Raw genomic sequence first — 20,136 nt, 5'->3', positions numbered from 1 at the left:
CATTTTTCCGAAAGGCAAAAATGGAAAGGATCATTATGTGAAAAAAATAGAACCTAGTACATACAAACACCAACTAAATTAACATTTACATGAATACAGTTTTATACCGATTAATCCTGTGTTGCACGATGTTTTTGGCCGGATTGCATCTACATGCGGCCAATTATTACTTCTCCAGCGAAATAGGAGATGATTCTAGAAGCTTTTCCCAAGCTCGGAATGCAGCCACTCCCTGGAAATCAATTAATAAATTGAATGCCATCATGTCGAGCCTTAGTCCTGGTGATAAGGTTTTTTTTCGCAGAGGGGATACTTTTTATGGCACCATTCGCCTGGATCGGTCTGGAAATTCGGGTGCTCCCATTACGTTTGGTGCCTACGGTTCCGGAGCCGACCCGATCCTAACCACCTTTGTACGGCTTTCCAATTGGCAATCTGTAGGGAATGGTGTTTACGAGGCGTCTGATAACCGACTTCCCGGAAAACAAGTGAACATGGTTACCATCAACGACAATCCTCAGGAAATGGGCCGTTTTCCAAATTCAAACTCCTCCAACAAAGGCTACCTTACCTATGAAGACCACTCAGGAGGCCGCTCCATCACCGACTATCAGTTATCTTCCAGTCCCAACTGGACAGGGGCAGAGGTCGTGTTGCGAAAAGTTTTCTGGATTACCGACCGGCACACCATCACGTCCCATTCCGGAAGTACCCTAAACTTCGCGTCCAATCCGGAAACCCGCTATGAACCTCAGTCTGGATACGGGTACTTTATACAAAACCACCCCGGCACGCTGGATCGTTACGGAGAATGGTATTACAATCCCTCTACCAGAAAAATGCGGGTATATTTTGGTTCCAATCCGGGTAGTATCCGAGTGGAAGCAAGTACGCTGGATTTTATCGTTGAAAAGACCGGTCAGGCAAAGCACCTTGTGTTTGAAAATTTGCATTTCAAAGGTGCAAACCGAAATGCTTTTCAATTCGAAGGAGGAAATGACATAAAACTTTCGAATTGCAAAATTGACGTTTCCGGGCAAGATGGAGTCTTTTTTGCGGGCGTATCGAACTTGGTGATTGAAAACTCCGAGGTGAACTATGCCAATAATGTAGGGATGAATCTTAAGATTTCGGACGACGCCATCATACGCGGAAATTCGATTCAAAATACGTATATGTTTCCAGGACATGGTCGGAGCGGCGACGGGGTCGGACTTGCGATATTCTCAGATGGAGACAATAACCTGATCGAATACAACGAGATTAAAAGAAGTGGATACATCGGTATTCGTTTTGGCGGGGATGATACCCATGTCAGGTATAATTTTATCGATGGATTTTGTTATACTAAAAATGACGGCGGTGGTATTTATTCCTTTCAGGGTAGATTCGATAACCATAAAAACAGAAAAATCACCAACAATATTATCATCAATGGAGTAGGTGTGCGAGAAGGTACACGCATTCGAAACTTCGTAGATAAACCCCAGGCAGAAGGAATTTACCTGGATGACAATGTGACCGACGTGGAGGTATCGGGAAATACGGTGGCACATATTACCTCAAAAGGAATTTACCTTCACAACACCAATAACATACGGGTTATCAACAATACGGTATACGACTCCGACAACCTAATCTTCCTACGAAATGACCTCATGGGAAACCCGCTTACGAATACAACCATCGAAAACAACAAATTGCTCGCCAAGGATGCCTCCCAAGATTTTGTGCACATCTACACCCTGTTTGATGATGTGGCGCAATTGGCAAATTTCAACAACAACCAGTATTCTGCTCCTTTTTCTGACAATTACCGGTTTCGGATTCGGTATAATATGAATTCCAGTAACGAAACGAGCAAATTCTTTGATCTAAGAGGGTGGCAACGCGCGTATAGTAAGGACTGGAACTCGAAAACCGGTACGCAAATGGAGGATATGTACACTGTGACAAAACAAGTAGGGTCCACCCGGTATTCCAACGGCTCCTTTAACCAGAATGCGAACATGATCACCTGTAGCGACTGTTCTACGTCCTGGGATAATGGGAGATTGGATGGTGGTTCACTTAAGATCAGCACTACCGGTACAAGCCAAACAGTGATGAGTACGGGATCCCTTAAAAGGGGAAGCTACTATTTGCTGAAATTTAGCGCAGTTGCAGATAAAAATATTCCCATCGCTTTCTTTTTGCGCCAATCGGGTTCTCCCTGGTTCGAACTTTCGTTGAGACATAACGTCGGAGTAACCTGGCAACGAGGCGAAAACGAAGTGCTGATTCAATCGCTCTCTGATGCAGAAAATTCCCGACTAGTGATGGAAATAGGCACGGGTGAGGCCGGCACAGTTTGGATGGACAATCTCGAGTTTTACGAAGTAGAGGCTTCCGTCATACGTCCTGAGGAAAAGGTGCTCTTTGAGAAAAATCCTACCAAATCGGAACGGAGTTTTTCTGCATCCGGAGGCTTTGTGGGTTTGCTCAATGAACTTTTATCCACCACCCAAACCATCCCTCCCTACTCGTCTTTATTGATGCTAAAGACGGGCAGTGGGGTAATCGAACAAGAACCGTCTAAGCCAACCGTCACGCTGGTCAAACCAGAAAGTAATCAAACTGCTCAACAGGGAGCGACGATCCTACTTGAAGCGAGTGCGTCGGTTCAGAATGCAGCGATTTCCCGTGTGGACTTTTTCAACGGATCCACCAAATTAGGGACAGCAAACACATCTCCCTATCAATTGGCCTGGGAAAATGTTCCTCAGGGCTCGTACAATCTATCTGCCGTTGCGGTCGCAGACAACGGGCTGCAGTCCACTTCGCCCGTTGTCAGCTTTTCGGTATCTGCTACAAGTAGTAGCCCAGAAAATTCTTCGTCGTCGTACTTCCTCAATGTAGGTACCGGAGAAGCTACCATCTGGAATGGGTTGTCCTTTGCGGGAGAGAATGCAACCAACAACTTCTTCAGCACGTCTGAGACTTTTTCCGAAATTAATGCCAGTACCCATCCCCTGTTCCAAACAGAGCGACACGGACAAAGCTTTACGTATTCAATACCGGTTCCAAATGGGACCTATTATGTGTACACGCTACACAACGAGGTTTGGTTCGGAAATCAAGGGCCTAGTGCACAGGAAGGGCAGCGTGTTTTTGATATAACTATCGAAAACACGAAGGTGAAAGATGATCTAGATTTTTTTAAGGAAAACGGAAGCCAACCTCTGGCACTTGCCTTTGAGGCAATAACGGTGACGGATGGGGTATTGAATATCAACTTTAACGCCTCGGTAAACAATGCTTCTGTCTCAGGTATTATCGTGAGTGAAAGTCCCGTAAGTATTCCTTCCGACTTACTGGCAAAACCTGGTGCTCCTGAGCAACCTGTTTATGAAGACTACCTTATGATCAATACCGGAAGCCGAGACGATATCAGTTTTGACGGAAAAGTGTTTGTCTCTGATTACAAGACCACGTATTTTACTGGTTTTTCTCCTAACTTCAACTTCACGGTACCTGGAGAGGCCTTGTTTCAAACGGAACGGTATGCCAAGAACATGAACGTCCGCATACCGGTGGAAAATGGCACCTACCAGGTAAAAACGTACCACAATGAGCTCTGGTTTGGTACCTTTGGGCCTGCGGCTGCGAGTGGAAATCGGGTCTTTGACATTTCCATAGAGGGTGACCTAAAGAAGGATAATTTCGACATCTTTTCTGAAAACGGGAACATGCCTACGGTCCTTACTTTCAATAACATTGAAGTTACAGACGGGTTCCTGGAGCTTGCGCTTTCGGCAAGTCGGGGCGATGTAAGCATCTCCGGATTGTATATCGGAAAGGCACGCAGCATGGGAACGACTCCACCGAATAGCCAGCAGCCCGTATTTCTGAATGCCGGAACGTTCGACGACAAGACCTATAATGGTCAACTGCACATGGGAGATCGTAAAACCAACTACTTCAGCCCATCAAACATCAACGCAAATTACACAGTCAATGGGTCTGATCTATTCCTTACGGAAAGATTTTCTCGAAATCTGGAATACAGCATACCCGTGCAAAACGGAACGTATACGGTGATCACCTACCACAATGAATTGTGGTTCGGATCCTTCGGTCCGACAGCAAAAGTGGGGAATCGGGTTTTTGATATATCGATCGAAGGGAATCAGGTAAAATCAAATTTTGATATTTTCCGTGAAAATGGAAATAATCCCACCACCTTAACCTTCACCTCAATCAACGTAGGGGACGGTATTTTGAATATATCAATGGATGCTGACATCAACAATGCCACGGTAGCCGGTATTGCTGTAATTCCTGAGGGAAGTTCCTCCTCGTCTAATCTACGGCTTGCGACCGAAGGAACCATGCAGTCAACCCTAGAGGGGGAAATCACCCAGACCTCAGTCACCAAGGTTTATCCGAATCCTGCCATCTACCAAACCACCTTATCCATTGGTCAGGATGTGAGCGTGCGCGAAATCTACATTCAAAGTACTTCCGGAGCTTTGGTGAAAAGCATCGATCCGAAAGCAGCTTCCAATGGCTACGGATCCTACACGCTGCCTCTGGCGGGTATGCAATCCGGCGTGTACGTGGTGACCGTTTCGGATGGAGGAAACTGGGTCAAAAAGGTCAAACTCATTGTTCAATAACAATAACATTCCACCTGATAGCAAACAAAAAAGCCGGACGTCCACATCGTCCGGCTTTTTTTTATTTCTTACCCCTCCTTCGAATCGTACGTTTCCAATCAGGGTTTTAATTTCTTATTCGACAGGTGTCGATCTTTGTCTCGAAGCGTTTTTTTCTCAAAATTTTTTTCCAGCGCCTGAGTCAAATCCACCCCGGTCTGGTTTGCCAGACAAATGAGTACCCACAGCACATCGGCCATTTCGTCCCCAAGATCCTTGTCCCGGTCGCTTTCCTTAAACGATTGTTCTCCGTATTTTCTGGCCATGATACGGGCTACCTCTCCCACTTCTTCTGTCAAAATGGCCATATTCGTAAGTTCATTGAAATACCGAACACCTGTGGAATTGATCCAGGCATCGACTTTTTTTTGTGCTTCTGCTAAGGTCATTTGCTTTAGTTTTGGTACGTAATTTTTCCTTGGTTTAACTCGAGAACCCGGTCTACACTTTCCGGAACGTCCGCATCATAGTGGCTCACAAATAACAGCGACATGCCTGTATTTTCACAAAAGTAAGAAATGGTTTGCCGAAATCGTACCCGCTGTGCCTCGTCCATGCCTTGGGAAGCTTCATCCAAAACCAAGAGCTGGGGACATTTGATCATCGCTCGGGCCAACAGGCAAAACCGTTGCTCATCCAAGCTGACGCGATGAAAATTTACCGATGCCAGGTGATCCAACTGAAACGCGGCCAACCATGCGTCTGCCAGGGCTTCCTGCGATGGATCGGTTTTTTTGAACAGGCCCATGGTGTCAAACAATCCCGACAAAACCACCTTTTTACAGGTCTGATTGGATGGGAAATAACGACCCAGCTCCGGTGAAACAAACCCAGTGGGCTTCTTGACCTCCCAGATACTTTCCCCTGTACCCCGCTTCCGATCAAATAGTACGATATCGTTGGCATAGGCTTGCGGATTCTCTCCCAAAACCAAACTGATAAGCGTGGATTTACCCGCCCCGTTGTGACCCCGAATCAACCAGCACTCTCCCGGACCCACCCGCCAGTTGATTCGATCCAGTAGCAACTTGTCCTGGTACCTTATACCTACCTCACGCATCGCTATTACTTCGTGAATCCCTGACTTGAAAAAAACTTTTTTCAACAATCCCTCAAACGCATCAAAGGCACTTTCACCCTGCATGCGCAAGGTCTCTTCCTTCGCAAGTAAACGTTTGCGGTCGGTGACGACCTCCAGCCTTCCCTGACCCAACCAGCCAAAACGACTGATGGAAGGAGGAGCCTCATCTGCAGTGCTTGTCAGGACCACTTGTATGCCAGATTGAATGATTACCTGTAGTATTTCGTCGAACTGTTGGCGGGTTTTTACATCCAGGCCCGTAAGGGGCATGTCCATTAAAAACAACCGGGGATTTTTAAGTAAGGCCATGGCCAGTGCCAGTCTCCTGGTTTCTCCATTCGATAATTTGATCAGGGATTTCTCCCGGAGCTCCTGAAGCCCAAAAAGCCGAACCACCCGATCCAGGGTCCAGGGACCGGTCGCTTTTACTTCCACCTGTGCCAGGTACCTGCCCACTGTTTCTGTATCCTCGGATTCCGAACTATTAAAACGCTGCTGGTAGTAAAAGTTTTGCTGACTGGATTTATTTCGAAAGGTATATTCCTGCGACACAAAAGCAATTAGATCCCGGAAACTATTGATTTCACCTCGCTGGCTTTGGGCTTTTTGATAACTTTCCGCAAAGGGTCTGGCAATCCGTCCTGCCACCAGGGATGTACGGCCCAAAAGCGTTTCCAGAAATGCCGTCCGCTCCTTTCCTGAACCACCTGCTATCACCCAGGACTCTCCCTTTCCTATTCTGAAATCCAATTGCCGAAAGAGCGCTTTGCCCGAATACATAACCGTAGCCCGTTCAATTACTAAAAAATCTTCAGAGGTTTTTTCGGTAGTAATCCGATTTTCTTCCATTACTTCTACACGATTTTAATCGATTTTTCCCGGCGCAGGACTCCCAACGCATCGGTTTGGATGCTAGACCTTATTTTTGGAATCAATGATAATGGTTACCGGGCCGTCATTTATCAACGATACCTGCATGTTGGCGCCAAAAACTCCACATTTTACCGGCTTCCCAAGCTGTTGGGATAATTCGTCAATACAGGCTTCGTAGAGCGGAATCGCCACGTCAGGTTTTGCTGCTTTGATATAGGAGGGTCTATTTCCTTTTTTTGTGCTTGCATGTAGGGTAAACTGACTGATAAGCAGCAACTCTCCCGCCACGTCCAGCAGGCTTTTGTTCATGACGCCAGCCTCATCGGGAAAAACTCGCATGTGTACGATTTTCCGACTGAGCCAGTCCAGGTCTTCCCTTGTATCGGCATCTTCGATGCCCAGCAGAATTAGCAAACCGGTCCCGATCGAGGCTTTCTCCTGCCCCGAAATCGCCACAGCTGCCTCGGAAACGCGCTGAATCACCGCAATCATGAGCTCATTTGGTGCATTTCGGAAGAGGGAATGGTTTCATTTCCGGAAAGGGTTGGCTCCCGATCCTTTACAACCATGGCCCTGGCCACCTGGGACCCATAAATGGGCTTGTATTTTTTGAACAGTCCCAAAAATGTAAGCCCCTTCATCAAAACTTTTCCCACTTCCTCCCCAAGGCGATTTTCACTACGCTCTCCCAGGAGCAGGGAAGGCTGAAAAATGCCCAGATAAGTAAAATCCATTCGTTTTAGGTCGTTTTCGACGACTCCTTTTACCTTGTTGTAGAAAACTCCAGAGCCAGCATCCGCTCCAAGCGCGCTGACATAGAAAAATCGTTTTGCGCCAAAATGCAGCACCATGCGTGCAAAACCAATCACGAAATCATGGTCTACCTGAAAGAATTTTTCCTTTGACCCAGCATTTTTAATGGTGGTACCCAGAGAGCAGAAAGCGGATAGCGTTGCCTCCTCAGTCTCCAGGCTTTTAATAAGGGGCTGAAACTGACCGCTAGTATTTTGTAAGCGGATGGATTCTTGTAGATTCACTTTTTCTAACCGGTTAAAGTCTACGGTCACCTGAACCAATTTGGCGTGCTTTAGGGCCAAGTCGCGTCTACCAAAGGAAATCACCCAATCGTAGTCCGGGTTTTGGAAGAGCTGGTGGAGCAGTTGCATGCCTACCAGACCGGATGAGCCGGCTACCAGTGCTACCTTAGTCATAGTTGCCTTTCCCTTTCCCAATCCAGAAACCGCTCAATATCGGATTGAAGACTTTTGAAAATGGCCAATAACACCGTAATGTCATCAACGTAGCCGACGAAAGGTATAAAATCCGGAACCAAATCTGTTGGCAAAGCGAAATAAAATAAGCCGAGAACCAACAATCCCAGAGATCGATTAGAGAGCCCGGAATATTGCTTATTTACGTGGGCCCGAATCATCCGGATAAAAACTTCCACCTGGTATTTCACCTGGGCAAAGGTGGGATTTTGGGAAAGCTCTTTCCACTTGAGGCTGGCTTTTTCCAGCAAATAACGTAACTTTTCCTCCGTCGCCGCGATGTGCATGGCCCGGTTCAGGTAAATCGACTTTGCCTTCTCGAAGAAGCCGTGCTCTTGTTTGTCTCTGTTCATGCCTAATTGCTACGATTGGTATGGTACGGGTTTTAGTAATAGATGCGGACTTCGTCCTTAATTCGCTTTAGCGCAAGGACGACAATGTCCTTTTCTTGTTCCAGTGAAAGCTGGAAAATTGTCTTCGCCAGGTCCAGGCTTTTTTCGTTTCCATCCACTTGCTGATAGGACCGATTGATCAGCGAAAGTGTCTGCTCTACAGCCGTCCGCACCGATTCCCAGGTTTCATCCGAAAAATAGACCTGCTGGGAAAGGTTGTGATTGAATTCATTCCGTATTTCTTCTACCAATCTACTGTGCAGTTCTCCCGCCGTAAACCCCGGTTCATTGATCCTTCGGATCAAATTATTGGGAGAAATACGCTCCATTAGCAAGCACAACCGTTCCGCCGCCTGTAACCGAAGTGGGAGTAACAATTCGGTGTTCTTGGTTTTGATGTCTACCCACTTCATTTCTTTCTCCTTCTTCAAAAATGATACCGTAATGATAAACATCCCATAGATAACCAGACCGGCAGGAAGTACGATGCTCAAAAGTTGTATCAAGTATTCCATCGAAAATGTGTTTGCGGTACAATATCTAAAATAATGTCAATTTATGCTATGCCAAAAGGCTTTTCTCTCCTAATTTTGAACCATTCTTCAACACAGGACCTTTTTTGTACATGCAGATACCGGTCAATATCACTTCCAAAGCATTGGAGGAAATAAGAAATATCATTAACACCAAAAATATCCCCGAAAATTATGCACTGCGGGTTGGCGTCAAAGGCGGCGGGTGTGGGGGAGTTTCCTATGCGTTGGGTTTTGACCAGCAAAAGGAGGGTGACCAGCAATTTAACGTAGAGGGACTAATGGTCTTGATCGAAAAGAAACACGTGATGTTTCTGATGGGCATGCAAGTAGATTTCCACGAAAGTAACGAGGCCCGTGGCTTCGTCTTCAGCAATCCCAACATCCCGAAGCGGCACGATGCCTGAGTCCTTTTTGATTGGACGCTTTTCGTGCGGCTCAGCACAATCCCTCAAAACCATACTTTGCCTGAGACCAAAACCCATCCAACGCAATCATCCGTGGCTTTAAAAAAGAAATAATCCGCGGCCAATGCTCTCGGTTCAGGACGTTTACTCCCTCCAATTCTTTCCTAACCGAATATTCCGAAATGGACGTCTCATTCGACGGGGCCGACAGCCATACCCAGGATTCTCCAAGTTCGTTTTGGAATAGCGGTCGAAGGGCCTGTAATTGCTCAAAATACAATTCTCCCAACAGAGGGTCCGGATGCTGGATTTCGATGGAAATGGAAGCCCTCGATCTGTCTGCTTGCATTCGAAAGTACAAATGACGTACGCCGGTTCGGTAGTTTTGCCAATTTACCCGGCCGCCATCCGCCGAGGGAACGGGCTTCATGTACGCGCCAAATACCGTCCAAAACTCCTGTGTAAGCTTGCTTGCCTGATTCCTGGAATACATGAGGTACCCGTTTCAGCTGTAATCCTGGGGGTAATTTACCTCCACCACTGAGTAATTCACCACGCCACCTATGGCGGGATTGTGCTTTTTTATTACGACGCAGATATGGGCGGTGTCCGGGTAAACCTTTAAAATATCCTGAATCATCAGGTGTGACAGGTGTTCCAATAATTTGACAGGAACCTGCATGTGCGCCTTTGCTATCTGATACAACTTGTAATAGTCCACGGTTTTTTTCAAATCATCGTGTAGCATGGCCTGCCGAAAGTCCGTTTCCACGTGCAAATCTACAGTAAAACGGTTCCCTAATTTTTTTTCTTCTGAAAAAACGCCATGATAAGCATGGAATTCAATGCCCTCCAAAGATACCTTGCCCATCAGTCAAATTGATCAAAAAATGATCCGGATTGTTTTTTTCCCGGACTTTCTTCCGTCTTTTTTTCGCTCGGGTGATCCGAAGCTTCTGCCTGAATGTCAGGGGAGGGCGCTTGTTTATCATCAAGACCGATCTCCGGCGGTAGGTCAGTGGAGGACTCGGCTGACAGGGGTTGTTGCCAGGTATAAGTCGTGTCTGAAGCTGCCTCATCCGATTCCTGGCGGAATGCCTTTTTTGGCTCCCTGCTCAGGGAAGCATAAAAGGAATCTTTTCGCTGCAAATCTTTGACCATTCGGGTATGAGCCCCGGCGTCGATTTCGGAAAACCCCTCCTGTACAGCTTTTACATTCTCCAGGGTTTCGCTCGCCGTCTTTTTTAGGTTTTTCAATAGATAGTCCCGTTGCGCCTGCAGTTTCTCGTAATTATCGACTAACAATTGCACGTCTTCTTTTAGGTCTTCAATGATCGTTTTGGCCTGGGTTTCTGCCTGATCTACCATGTTTCGCGCTTTGGTTTTCGACTCCGCATGCAATGCATCCGCATTCATCTGGGCTTCTTTGAGGATGAGTTCGGCAGTTTTATTGGCCTGCTCAATGATGCTCGCTCCGGTATCTTCCGCAGTTTTAAGGGTTTTAAAAAGGGATTGTTCGACTTCCCTAAGTTTGGATGCCTCCTTCTCGGCTTGTTCGTACCTCGCCTTGAGGGCATTCTTTTCTTCCACCAGTTTTTCCCATTCCTGGGAAAGATAGCTCAAAAACGCCGTTACTTCCTCTTTGTCGTAACCCCTGAAATTTTTTTCAAAGGTCTTTTGGCGAATATCCAAGGGTGTTATTTTCATTTTTCTGTGGTTAAATCCGGTGAATAACTGGCGAGCTTCAATGACTAATGTGTATATCCCAGACCGATACGGTACGGTCATCGCTGACGGCGACCACCTGATCGTTGTAAGCGGTCCAGATTATTTTATTAATCGACGTACCATGCCCCGCATGCCTGGCTTTATCAATTACCTTCAGCAATTTGAATTCCGAGGCATCCCAAAGCTTTATTGATTTGTCCATGCTACAAGTTACAAAAAACCTTCCGTCTTCCCGAAAAGATAGGTAATTGATGGCATACATGTGCGCGGCGACGCTGGACTGCTGGCTGAAATCGGTAGTGTCCCAAAATTTCAACAGCGCATCCCGCCCCCCACTGATCAGGGTTTTGCCGTCTGGAGAATAACCAAGCGCGAATACCGAATTGCTGTGTCCTTCGAGTAGCGCCACGGGCTTCCAATCCTGCCAGGCAAATACTTTTACCTGATTATCACTGGCTCCTACACTGAATTGTTGACGAAAAGGGTCTACTGACAAGACGCGAAGGGATTTTTCGCTAATCTTCAAATGCCTTACCAGAGACTTTTCTTCGATATTCACCACTACCAGCACCCCATCTCCTGTAGCCACAAGGAGTAGATCGCCAATCACCTTCAAATCAAAAATGGCATTGGAAGTGATTTTTAGCGACCACACTTCCTTTTTGGTATCCAGGTCAATTGCGTGTATCCCTTCAAAATTCTGCCCAATGAAAAGCAGGTTTCGCTTTTTATCAACGGCCAACGCATAAACAGAATTAGGTAATTTGGCAAGTAATACCCCGTCTTTGGGTTGGCGAAGGTCCCAGGCTACCACCATCCCATCCCCTGAGCCGGTATAAAAGTGATGGGCAGAAACCCCGCCGGAAAGTGCATAAATCGAATGGTTGTGACCGCGTAACGTGTTCAGTTTATTTACTTGAATTTTTACCATATATTGCAACTTACTTGAATCACCCAGCTCATTTTGAGTAACCATGCAAACAAAAATAGAAAAAATTAACCCTTTATCTGCTTTTGCTGTAAACAATATTCATGAATCCGATACCCTCCCCATTGACTTTTTAAGCTTTCGTGAAAAACTTTCTTTGGCGACGATCAGTCATCCAAGGAAACGAATGGAATGGAAAGGTGCACGATTGGCTATTAAAGCCGCTCTGGAAAGTATCCAACTTCCCTACCCGGGATTTTACAAGGATTCTCATGGAAAGTCCCATGCAATGGATGGTTTCGGCTTTGTATCACTCACCCACCATGGGGACCTGGCAGCAGCAATTTACCACAAAGAAATGCCCGTAGGAATCGATTTGGAGCGGGTCAGGGAGAAAACCGTGCCCCTGGGACCCAAATACCTGGATCGTAAAGAAATGGACTTTTTAGGAAATGATCCTTTTCTCTATTCCCTGGCTTGGTCGGTAAAGGAAACCATCTTTAAATGCCAGGGAAGAAAGGGAATCAGCCTGCGGCAAAACATCCTGTTGCAACCCTTTACCGCTACGGATACGGTAATCAAGGGAAGAATATACGGAACCGATTTTGCGGACCACCACTATGCTGTACAAGTCATTTCGGAAAATGATGTGATTCTTACCTATACCGTGTGGTGATTTTTTCTATCTTTGTTAGCTAAACAGACAGCTTGTGCCATGCGCTACGGTGGGTGTTTTATTGTGTTCTTTCTTTGGACCTGTGCGGTCTACGGGCAAAAAATAACCAATCTGGAGTTGGTAGATGCCTTCACCGGGCAACCGTTTTCTACATCCAAACACAGTACGGCAAAAACCATGGTATTTGTATTTACCAGCTTGAACTGCCCCTATGCCAAATTGTATGAAGACAGAATTTTGGCCCTTCATCAAAAATATGGAAGCAATCACCTGGTGTTTGCGCTGGTGAACCCACACTCCTGGATGGAAGCAGAATCCCAGGAACAAATGCAACAACTTCGCTGGGCCAGGGACGCAGGCATCCCCTTTCTTATGGACCCGGACCAGGAATTTACGCGCATGTGCGGTGTTGGAAAAATCCCGGAGGCTGTCGTGATTTCTTCTGGTCCCACGGGCTATTCCATTGCCTACAAAGGAGCCATTGATAATAACGCCCAATCTGCAGAAAGCGTTTCGGTTTCTTACCTGGACAATGCCATTCAAGACATCCTCGAACGCAGAAGGCCTGGGCCCGCCGTAACCCGAGCAGTGGGCTGCACCATCCGGATCAGGCATTAATCTTCACTCAGGATGGTCAAGAGCTTTTTTATTTCCTTGCTTTTGTCAACCTCACCGATTTTATCAAATGCAAATACCAGGTTCCGCAGCATCCGTTGAATGATGTCGATCGTTTCGCAGGGTTCGTAAAAGGCGGGCTGAGGGTCCATCTTCAGGTGTTCCAGGTAATTGTTAATGTCCTGCCTCGTAAAAATCAGCCCTTTATTGAACGCATTGATGTAAAAGTTGAATTTTCCGGATTTATAGGTCAGTACAAACAAATTAGGCAGGTTGACTCCATAAATGGGGAGCCCTAGCTTTCCGGCCACCAACAGGTACACCGAACAAAGGCTAATGGGGTTGCCCTTCCTCGTCTCCAAAACGGTCTTGATCATGCTGTTACCCGGACTATGAAAGTTTTTTGTGTTGGCCGAAAATTTCAAGTCATTAAACAGAACATTGTTAATCAACTTGATTTTATCGTATACCGAAAGTTCGTTTTTATAGTTGGTCCATACCTGAAAGTAAATTTGTTGCATGGTGGCATTCAACTGTTCGTACTCCAGTTCCGGGTACAAATACGTGTTGATGATCCACAGCCCTTCGAGCAGTTCCCGTTCTTCCGAGTTTTTCCAATGTGCAAGCCGCTGGTGTAGCAAATTAATCTGCAACTCATGTACCAGCTCTTCGATTTCCTTTTGCACTTCTGGATTGAACGAACTCTCCCATTTATTTTCCAAAAAAGGGATGACCTCGTTGCCCAGAGAAATGATTTTTCCCCGCACATGTGCTTTTATCTCCTGGTCGGAATCATCCAACAGGGAAACCAGTGCATCTAATTCTCTATCTGTCAACTGACCGTCCATTTAGTATGCTTCTAACGTTGTACGCTGAGTTAAATTTACCATTATTATCTAAAACTCCCGAAAAGGTACGCCACAACTTCCTGTCAACAGGGCTTACACGAACCCCTCCATCTCCTAAATCGATTCGATTTCCTCTTTGTACGCCTTGATGGCCCTGAAAATGCCGGAAGCCACGTAGGTCTGACCCGTTTTACTGGTCAGATACCGCTCCTCGCTACTATTGGAAAGAAATCCCGCCTCCACCAACACACTGGGCATACTGGTGGTCCACAACACGTAAAAGGGTGCTTGCTTCACCCCTCTGGAGTGTCGGTTGACCCGGGTTGAAAAGTCCGTTTCTATCTTTTCTGCCAGAGACAGGCTATTGGCAAAATACGCTTTTTGCATGAGGTTAAACATCATGTAGGACTCCGGAGACTGCGGGTCAAAACCCTCGTAATTTTCCTGGTAATCGTCCTCCAACAGAATTACTGCATTCTCTCGCTTCACGATTTCAAAATTTGCATTGAAATTTTTGTTTCCCATAACAAAGGTTTCTGTACCATGGACCCTGGGCGAGGTAGTCGCATTGCAGTGAATAGAGATAAACAGATCGGCCCGGTTGCGGTTCGCAATATTGGCTCGCTCCTTCAACTCGATAAATTTATCGGTAGTACGTGTGTAAATGACTTCCACTTCCGGGAGTAATTCCTCCACGTATCCTCCTACTTTCAATGCCAGAGCCAATACCACGTCCTTCTCCCGGGAGGTCTTCCCAATCGTCCCCGGGTCTTTCCCACCGTGACCCGCGTCAATAACAATCCTGCGTAACTTAAACTCCGTTTTTTTCTCCCCAGCCGCAGTAAACGCCGATAAAACAAAGGTGAGGGAGAGCAGGGAAATTAAAAGAATATTTTTCAACTTGGTTCGTTTCATAAACGTTAATAACCTTAACTTTACGCAAAATTTAGAAATTTTTAAAGCAAACAGAAATAATCGGTGCATTATCTTACCCGCGCTTTTCTTTCCCTTTATACATGTACGCTTTTTGGGCCGGCAGTGTTTGGGCAGGAAACCGGAAAAAGCAGGGCTGCCGAGCGGGAGCTTACCGCCCCGGATACGCTGATTACACCCATCCAAGAAGTGGAAGAGCTCCCCAGTCTTCCCGACAGCATCCTGCAGATTTCCCCGGAAGAACTGGATTCTGCGATACAGCAAGAAATCGGAGACATCACCACCACGATCAATTATTACGCCGAAGACAGTATTGTTTCCGATTTTCGCCAAAATAAGGTGTTTTTGTACAAAGGCGCCTGGTTTGAATACGGCAATATTCGTTTGGATGCGGACTACATTATTATCGACTGGGAAAATTCAGAACTGTATGCTTCCGGACTGGAGGACAGTACAGGGGTGGTGCAGGGCACGCCCGTCTTCAAGGAAGGCAACAGCATTTATGAAATTCGCCGGCACATGCGCTATAATTTCGAAAGCCAAAAAGCCCTCATCTCGGACGTGGTCACCCAACAGGACGAAGGCCTGCTTCGCGGAGAAACGGTGAAAAAAACAAAAGATGGATCGGTATACCTCAACAAAGGCTTTTATACCACCTGCGATTTGGTAGAACCTCACTGGCATATTTCCTCCTCCAAAATCAAGTCCGTTCGCGGCAAGCACGTGATTTCCGGACCGTTTAATTTGTATTTCAACAACATACCCACCCCACTGGGACTTCCTTTTGGGGTCATTCCCGATACACCGGAAGAAAAAACGTCCGGCATCATTTTCCCTTCCTATGGCGAAGAACAACGACGCGGCTTTTTCCTGCGAGACTTCGGGTATTACTTTGCTTTCAGTGATTACATACACACCCGGGTGACGGGCGAAATTTTCTCCAAAGGAGGGTATGGATTGAAGACGGCATCCGTCTATAACAAACGCTACCGATTCAAGGGAGGGCTGAATATCGACTACCAAAAATTTCAAAGCCCGGAAACAGCCGAGCAACCCCTGGAATACGACGCCTTTTGGTTTCGCTGGAACCACAACCCGGAAACCCGCGGCAATTCCCGCTTTTCTGCATCGGCCAACTTTGGTACAAAATCCTACAACGATAACATCCTGAATCCAGGCAACTTTCAACAAAACCAGCAGTCGGATTTCTCTTCCAATATTTCCTACAGCAAAACCTTCACCGGCACGCCCTTTAGCATGTCGGCGAACCTCCGTCATTCCCAAAATCAGGTAACCGATGAGGTAAACCTGTTGCTTCCAGACGTTGCCGTAAACATGAACCGGCAAAACCCGTTCCGCAACATCCAGTTCGAACCCCTGAAAACCCTAAACATCGCCTGGAATTTCAATGCACAAAACTCGATCAACAACCGAATCACTCCGGAGCTAGGCGTGGATCCCGACCTGCAGCAGCAAGTCGAGGAACTTGGGCAGCCGACAGCGCCCGATGTGCTTCCCTTTACCTTTGCGAATCTCCCGCAGCTACTACGGGACGCTGACAACGGTTTCCGGCATACGGTACCCATTTCCTCTAACTTCAGCCTCTTCCGCTTTTTTACCGGAACCGCCTCCATGAACTTTACCGAAATCTGGTACCTGGACCGGATCAACTATTACTACAACCCGGCAGAAGAGCGCCTGGACCGCATCTTGGAAAGTGGGTTTAATCGAATCAATTATTACAACTCCTCATTTAACCTTGCCACAAATATTTACGGATTTTACACCTTTAAGAAGGGGTCAAAAATTGAAGCCATCCGGCACCACATGCAGCCCACGTTTGGTTTTACCAGCACCCCGGATTTCTCGGACCCGCGCTTTGGATACTACCAGGAAGTGCAAACGAATAGCGATGGGCGGATTCAACGCCTGTCCCGGTACCAGGGGTTTATCTACGGTGGAGCCCCTATGGGTGAAGCCAAGGCGCTGAGCATCAACATCCGAAATGTGGTGGAAGCCAAGGTGCGTACGGAAAGCGATACGGCAGAAGTCGACACAAAAAAGGTACCCATTCTTCAGACGTTAAACGTGTCCACCAGTTACAACTTTGCTGTAGATTCGTTTAACCTCGCGCCCGTGAATTTCAATACCCGTACTTCCTTGTTTGACAAACGGCTATCGGTAAACCTCAGTGCTAATTTTGACCCTTATGCCACACAGACCTTTACGAACGGGGAACGACAAGTAACCCGGCGGGTGAATGCATTTGCATGGAAACGCGGACAGGGCCTCGGTACCATCCGTCGTGCTTCCCTGAATCTCAATGGCAGCATCAACCCCAGCAAAACGGAACAGTCGCCCGCAGAGGTTCGGGACGAACTCACCAATGAATTTCTGAATCAGGGGGGGCAAATGAATGATTTTGTCGAAAATGAAATAAATCGCATCGCCAATGACCCCAGCCAATACATCGACTGGTCCATACCCTGGAACATGAACTTCAGCTACAACCTCAGCTATAATAAAGCCGCTTCGGGTACGACAAACATCACCCAGGCGATAAACGTCTCCGGAGACCTTAGCCTTTCCGATAAATGGAAAATCAATTTTAATTCCGGCTACGATGTGGCCGCTGCCCGAATCACCCAAACCATGATCGGCATCGCCCGTGACCTCCATTGCTGGCAGATGAATGTAAACTGGGTACCTTTTGGCAGATTCACTTCCTACAATATCGATATACGGGTAAAATCCAATATTCTACGCGACTTGAAAGTGTCCAGGCGAAGGTCCTTCTTTGATAGCTTCTAATCGCACCTGCCGGGCAACCCTTTGGGTAAGAACTGACCAATTCGCTCAAAAAGTACCGGGCCCGGCGCAGGAATGCCGACATACGCATACAGTCACTTCCCTTCTACCAAAGGCCCTATACACGGAGTTACTGTGCCAAATCTGATCCAAACGCCGATTCCGGCAGATCGAAAGGAAAAAAAGAAGTGGAATGTTACGTGAAAAGATGGCTGGAACTACCCTGCCGAATTTCTGCTGATCGGCATGCTCATGCAGCGGGGCCCTCCCAGCCCCCTGGATAATTCGGAAGAGGGCATTTCCAGTACCTCTACTCCAAGCTCCCGCAGCGCCCGATTGGTGTGCTTGTTGCGGTTGTAGGAAATCACTTTTCCCGGAGCGATGGTAAACACATTGGCCCCATCAAACCACTGCTCGCGCAGCGCATATTCCTGGTTTACTTTATCGGTTCCGATTACCTCCAAATCAGGAATCTCCCGCTTCAAAATCTCACGGAGCTGCTCCTTTACGTGATGCCGCTTAATATGCACCTCGGTGCCCCCGTCTTCTTTTCGGGTATACAGGGAGATTTTCTGCACGGATTGTATGGCGTCCGGATAGGTGAGCACCTTGTTTTGGTCCAATATGGTAAAAACAGTATCCAAGTGCATGAAGTTACGCTTCTTGGGCAGGTGTACCTCGTACACCCGATCGATACTACCGGAAGAGATTAGCGTTTTTGCTACGTGGTAAATCGCTTTCTCTTCGGTTCGCTCCGAGAATCCGATGGCCACAGCCTTTTCATTCAAAATGATTACATCGCCTCCTTCCAGTGAGGCGGGATTGTTGTGGCTTACTGGCGGGTAACACTTTTTGACCCTTTCCTTAAAGAGCGGATGATTTTCAAAAATCAGCCGAACCATATTCGCCTCTCGTTGCCGCTCGGGAAGGCGCATGGCAGAAAAAAGCATCCCTCCAGGTACAATGGCGGCGGTATCTCGCTGAAAGTACAGGTTGGGACAGGGTGGAATTAAAAAAGCCACGTCCAGCAGGTCTGCCAGGGAACGGCTACTGAGCTTACCGCGTACTTCGTGTACCTTTATCCCGGAAATCAAAGCCTGTACACATTCCGAAACCGACAATACGCCGAGCAGATCCTCCGTAAGGTGATCCAATCGGGATGCGGCAAGGGCTTCTTGCATCAATTGCCGCAAAAGCTGGCTATCGGTCAAAATCTCTGAGAGCAAATGCTCGAAAAAATATACCCTTGCCCCGCAGCAGTCCTGAATCAAGGTGGTAAACACATCGTGCTCCCGTTGCATCTCCTCCAGGTACGGAACGTCTTCAAATAATAGCAACTTTTTATTGTAGGGTGTCAGCCGGTCGATCTCTTTTCCCGGCCGGTGCACCAAAACCTCCCGAAGGGTTCCGTATTCTGAATCAATCATCAATTGCATACTATTAAATCTACAAAAAAATTACCATACTAGTATCTAATTGAAAAATTATACCTGGAATTAATCCCTTAAATCCAAAATATCCCTGATTTTATTGGCTTCTGTCATCTCCTGGTGTAAGCCTTCTGCATCCCCCTGTGCCAGTAGATTCCGAAAGTGGGACAGGTGTTCAAGGTAGCTGTCCAGGGCCTCCAATACGTTTTTTTTGTTTTCAAAAAATATAGGTGCCCACATATCCGGGGAACTTTTGGCGAGGCGCACGGTGGATGCAAAGCCGCTACCCGCCATGTCAAAGATGTTTTTTTCGTCACGGGTCTTGTCCAAAACCGTTTTTCCCAGCACGAAGGAGGATACATGCGAAAGGTGCGACACAAAAGCCAGGTGCAAGTCATGATCGACGGGATCCATAAAGCGAAGCTTCATATTGAGCGCCTCAAAGACCTCGTAGGCCAATCCCTTCAGCTGCACGTCAGTCTTTTCCATCTCGCACAGGATCAAAACCTTACCGTCAAAGAGTTTCTCTTCAGCAGCCTGAGGGCCGGAATTTTCGGTTCCAGCAATGGGGTGAACCGCCAGGTATTGTGATCGCTTGGGATGAGCGGCCATTTGCCGGCAAAGCTGATCTTTGGTGGAACCAAAATCCATAACCAGGGTGTCCGGACCTACCTGGCCCAGCGTTTGGTCCAGCAAGGCATACAAACTATCCACGGGGGTAGCCAGGACCACCAGCGAGGTATCACTATCTGGCCGTTCACGTTTTTCTCCAATCAAACCCATCCGAAGCGCTGTCTCCAAATGGAGCGGATTTTTATCGAATCCTGTTAGTTTCCAGTCCGGCCGGGATTTTTTCAATGCAAGCGCAAAGGATCCACCCAATAGTCCCAGCCCGATGATGTGTACTTTTTTCATA

19 protein-coding genes are annotated in these 20,136 nt (G+C 47.1%); 5 read left to right on the top strand and 14 right to left on the bottom strand.

Annotation, left to right across the window (positions count from 1 at the left end; translation table 11 throughout):
* The first annotated feature begins 89 nt into the window (after window positions 1–89).
* Entirely contained in the window at window positions 90–4,658 is a 4,569-nt protein-coding gene (locus BMW71_RS12780; protein ID WP_092174446.1) for a malectin domain-containing carbohydrate-binding protein, read from the top strand.
* A gap of 98 nt (window positions 4,659–4,756) precedes the next feature.
* Here the strand turns inward: BMW71_RS12780 and BMW71_RS12775 are convergent, their stop codons facing one another.
* From BMW71_RS12775 to BMW71_RS12750, 6 genes are all read right to left on the bottom strand, one after another.
* The gene (locus BMW71_RS12775) at window positions 4,757–5,086 is read right to left on the bottom strand and encodes a nucleotide pyrophosphohydrolase (protein ID WP_092174443.1); all 330 of its coding nucleotides are present in this window, start codon (window positions 5,084–5,086) and stop codon (window positions 4,757–4,759) included.
* 5 nt (window positions 5,087–5,091) lie between these two features.
* Window positions 5,092–6,627, bottom strand: coding sequence for an ATP-binding cassette domain-containing protein (locus BMW71_RS12770; protein WP_092174441.1), 1,536 nt, complete (start codon window positions 6,625–6,627; stop codon window positions 5,092–5,094).
* 63 nt (window positions 6,628–6,690) lie between these two features.
* Window positions 6,691–7,143, bottom strand: coding sequence for a D-aminoacyl-tRNA deacylase (gene dtd / locus BMW71_RS12765; protein ID WP_092174438.1), 453 nt, complete (start codon window positions 7,141–7,143; stop codon window positions 6,691–6,693).
* Window positions 7,140–7,862, bottom strand: coding sequence for a Rossmann-fold NAD(P)-binding domain-containing protein (locus BMW71_RS12760; protein ID WP_092174436.1), 723 nt, complete (start codon window positions 7,860–7,862; stop codon window positions 7,140–7,142). Before BMW71_RS12760 ends, dtd begins: the two co-directional genes overlap by 4 nt.
* Window positions 7,859–8,275 carry a YkvA family protein gene (locus BMW71_RS12755; protein WP_092174433.1) on the bottom strand — a complete coding sequence of 139 codons (417 nt, stop codon included), beginning with the start codon at window positions 8,273–8,275 and terminating at the stop codon, window positions 7,859–7,861. The genes BMW71_RS12760 and BMW71_RS12755 overlap by 4 nt, the downstream gene beginning before the upstream one ends.
* A 32-nt stretch (window positions 8,276–8,307) precedes the next feature.
* On the bottom strand, window positions 8,308–8,829 hold the full coding sequence (locus BMW71_RS12750) for a DUF7935 family protein (RefSeq protein ID WP_092174430.1): 522 nt from the start codon (window positions 8,827–8,829) through the stop codon (window positions 8,308–8,310).
* Window positions 8,830–8,939: 110 nt separating this feature from the next.
* Between BMW71_RS12750 and BMW71_RS12745 the strand changes: the two genes are divergently transcribed.
* Window positions 8,940–9,254, top strand: coding sequence for a HesB/IscA family protein (locus BMW71_RS12745; protein WP_092174428.1), 315 nt, complete (start codon window positions 8,940–8,942; stop codon window positions 9,252–9,254).
* A gap of 31 nt (window positions 9,255–9,285) precedes the next feature.
* On the opposite strand, the gene BMW71_RS12740 is transcribed toward BMW71_RS12745, so the two are convergent.
* From BMW71_RS12740 to BMW71_RS12725, 4 genes are read right to left on the bottom strand one after another with little or no spacing between them, the layout of a single operon-like run.
* On the bottom strand, window positions 9,286–9,747 hold the full coding sequence (locus BMW71_RS12740) for a DUF4268 domain-containing protein (RefSeq protein WP_092174425.1): 462 nt from the start codon (window positions 9,745–9,747) through the stop codon (window positions 9,286–9,288).
* Between the two features lie 12 nt (window positions 9,748–9,759).
* Window positions 9,760–10,125, bottom strand: a complete 366-nt coding sequence (folB, locus tag BMW71_RS12735) for a dihydroneopterin aldolase (RefSeq protein WP_092174423.1) — start codon at window positions 10,123–10,125, stop codon at window positions 9,760–9,762.
* On the bottom strand, window positions 10,125–10,961 hold the full coding sequence (locus tag BMW71_RS12730) for a DivIVA domain-containing protein (RefSeq protein ID WP_092174420.1): 837 nt from the start codon (window positions 10,959–10,961) through the stop codon (window positions 10,125–10,127). The genes folB and BMW71_RS12730 overlap by 1 nt, the downstream gene beginning before the upstream one ends.
* A gap of 37 nt (window positions 10,962–10,998) precedes the next feature.
* Entirely contained in the window at window positions 10,999–11,913 is a 915-nt protein-coding gene (locus BMW71_RS12725; protein ID WP_092174905.1) for a WD40 repeat domain-containing protein, read from the bottom strand.
* 43 nt (window positions 11,914–11,956) lie between these two features.
* Here BMW71_RS12725 and BMW71_RS12720 point away from each other — a divergent pair, with 43 nt between their 5' ends.
* Window positions 11,957–12,586, top strand: coding sequence for a 4'-phosphopantetheinyl transferase family protein (locus tag BMW71_RS12720; RefSeq protein ID WP_092174418.1), 630 nt, complete (start codon window positions 11,957–11,959; stop codon window positions 12,584–12,586).
* A gap of 39 nt (window positions 12,587–12,625) precedes the next feature.
* Window positions 12,626–13,204, top strand: coding sequence for a redoxin family protein (locus BMW71_RS12715; RefSeq protein ID WP_092174416.1), 579 nt, complete (start codon window positions 12,626–12,628; stop codon window positions 13,202–13,204).
* On the opposite strand, the gene BMW71_RS12710 is transcribed toward BMW71_RS12715, so the two are convergent.
* Together BMW71_RS12710 and BMW71_RS12705 are read right to left on the bottom strand one after the other, a co-directional pair.
* Window positions 13,201–14,049, bottom strand: a complete 849-nt coding sequence (locus BMW71_RS12710) for a transglutaminase-like domain-containing protein (protein ID WP_092174413.1) — start codon at window positions 14,047–14,049, stop codon at window positions 13,201–13,203. The two genes, BMW71_RS12715 and BMW71_RS12710, sit on opposite strands and share 4 nt — an antisense overlap.
* A 114-nt stretch (window positions 14,050–14,163) precedes the next feature.
* On the bottom strand, window positions 14,164–14,964 hold the full coding sequence (locus BMW71_RS12705; protein WP_092174410.1) for an N-acetylmuramoyl-L-alanine amidase family protein: 801 nt from the start codon (window positions 14,962–14,964) through the stop codon (window positions 14,164–14,166).
* Window positions 14,965–15,027: 63 nt separating this feature from the next.
* Here BMW71_RS12705 and BMW71_RS12700 point away from each other — a divergent pair, with 63 nt between their 5' ends.
* Entirely contained in the window at window positions 15,028–17,793 is a 2,766-nt protein-coding gene (locus BMW71_RS12700) for a putative LPS assembly protein LptD (protein WP_394333691.1), read from the top strand.
* A gap of 215 nt (window positions 17,794–18,008) precedes the next feature.
* On the opposite strand, the gene BMW71_RS12695 is transcribed toward BMW71_RS12700, so the two are convergent.
* Both BMW71_RS12695 and BMW71_RS12690 read right to left on the bottom strand, forming a co-directional pair.
* A complete protein-coding gene (locus BMW71_RS12695) occupies window positions 18,009–19,226 on the bottom strand; it encodes an arginine deiminase (RefSeq protein WP_092174408.1) in 1,218 nt (405 codons plus the stop codon).
* A 60-nt stretch (window positions 19,227–19,286) separates the two neighbouring features.
* Window positions 19,287–20,135, bottom strand: a complete 849-nt coding sequence (locus tag BMW71_RS12690) for a prephenate dehydrogenase (protein WP_092174405.1) — start codon at window positions 20,133–20,135, stop codon at window positions 19,287–19,289.
* Window position 20,136 lies beyond the last annotated feature (1 nt).

It is taken from the genome of Cyclobacterium xiamenense (assembly GCF_900109255.1).
GTDB classification, from domain to species: Bacteria; Bacteroidota; Bacteroidia; order Cytophagales; family Cyclobacteriaceae; genus Cyclobacterium; species Cyclobacterium xiamenense.
Note: the sequence above shows the minus strand (reverse complement) of the source record. Positions and strands in the feature narration are given on the sequence as shown.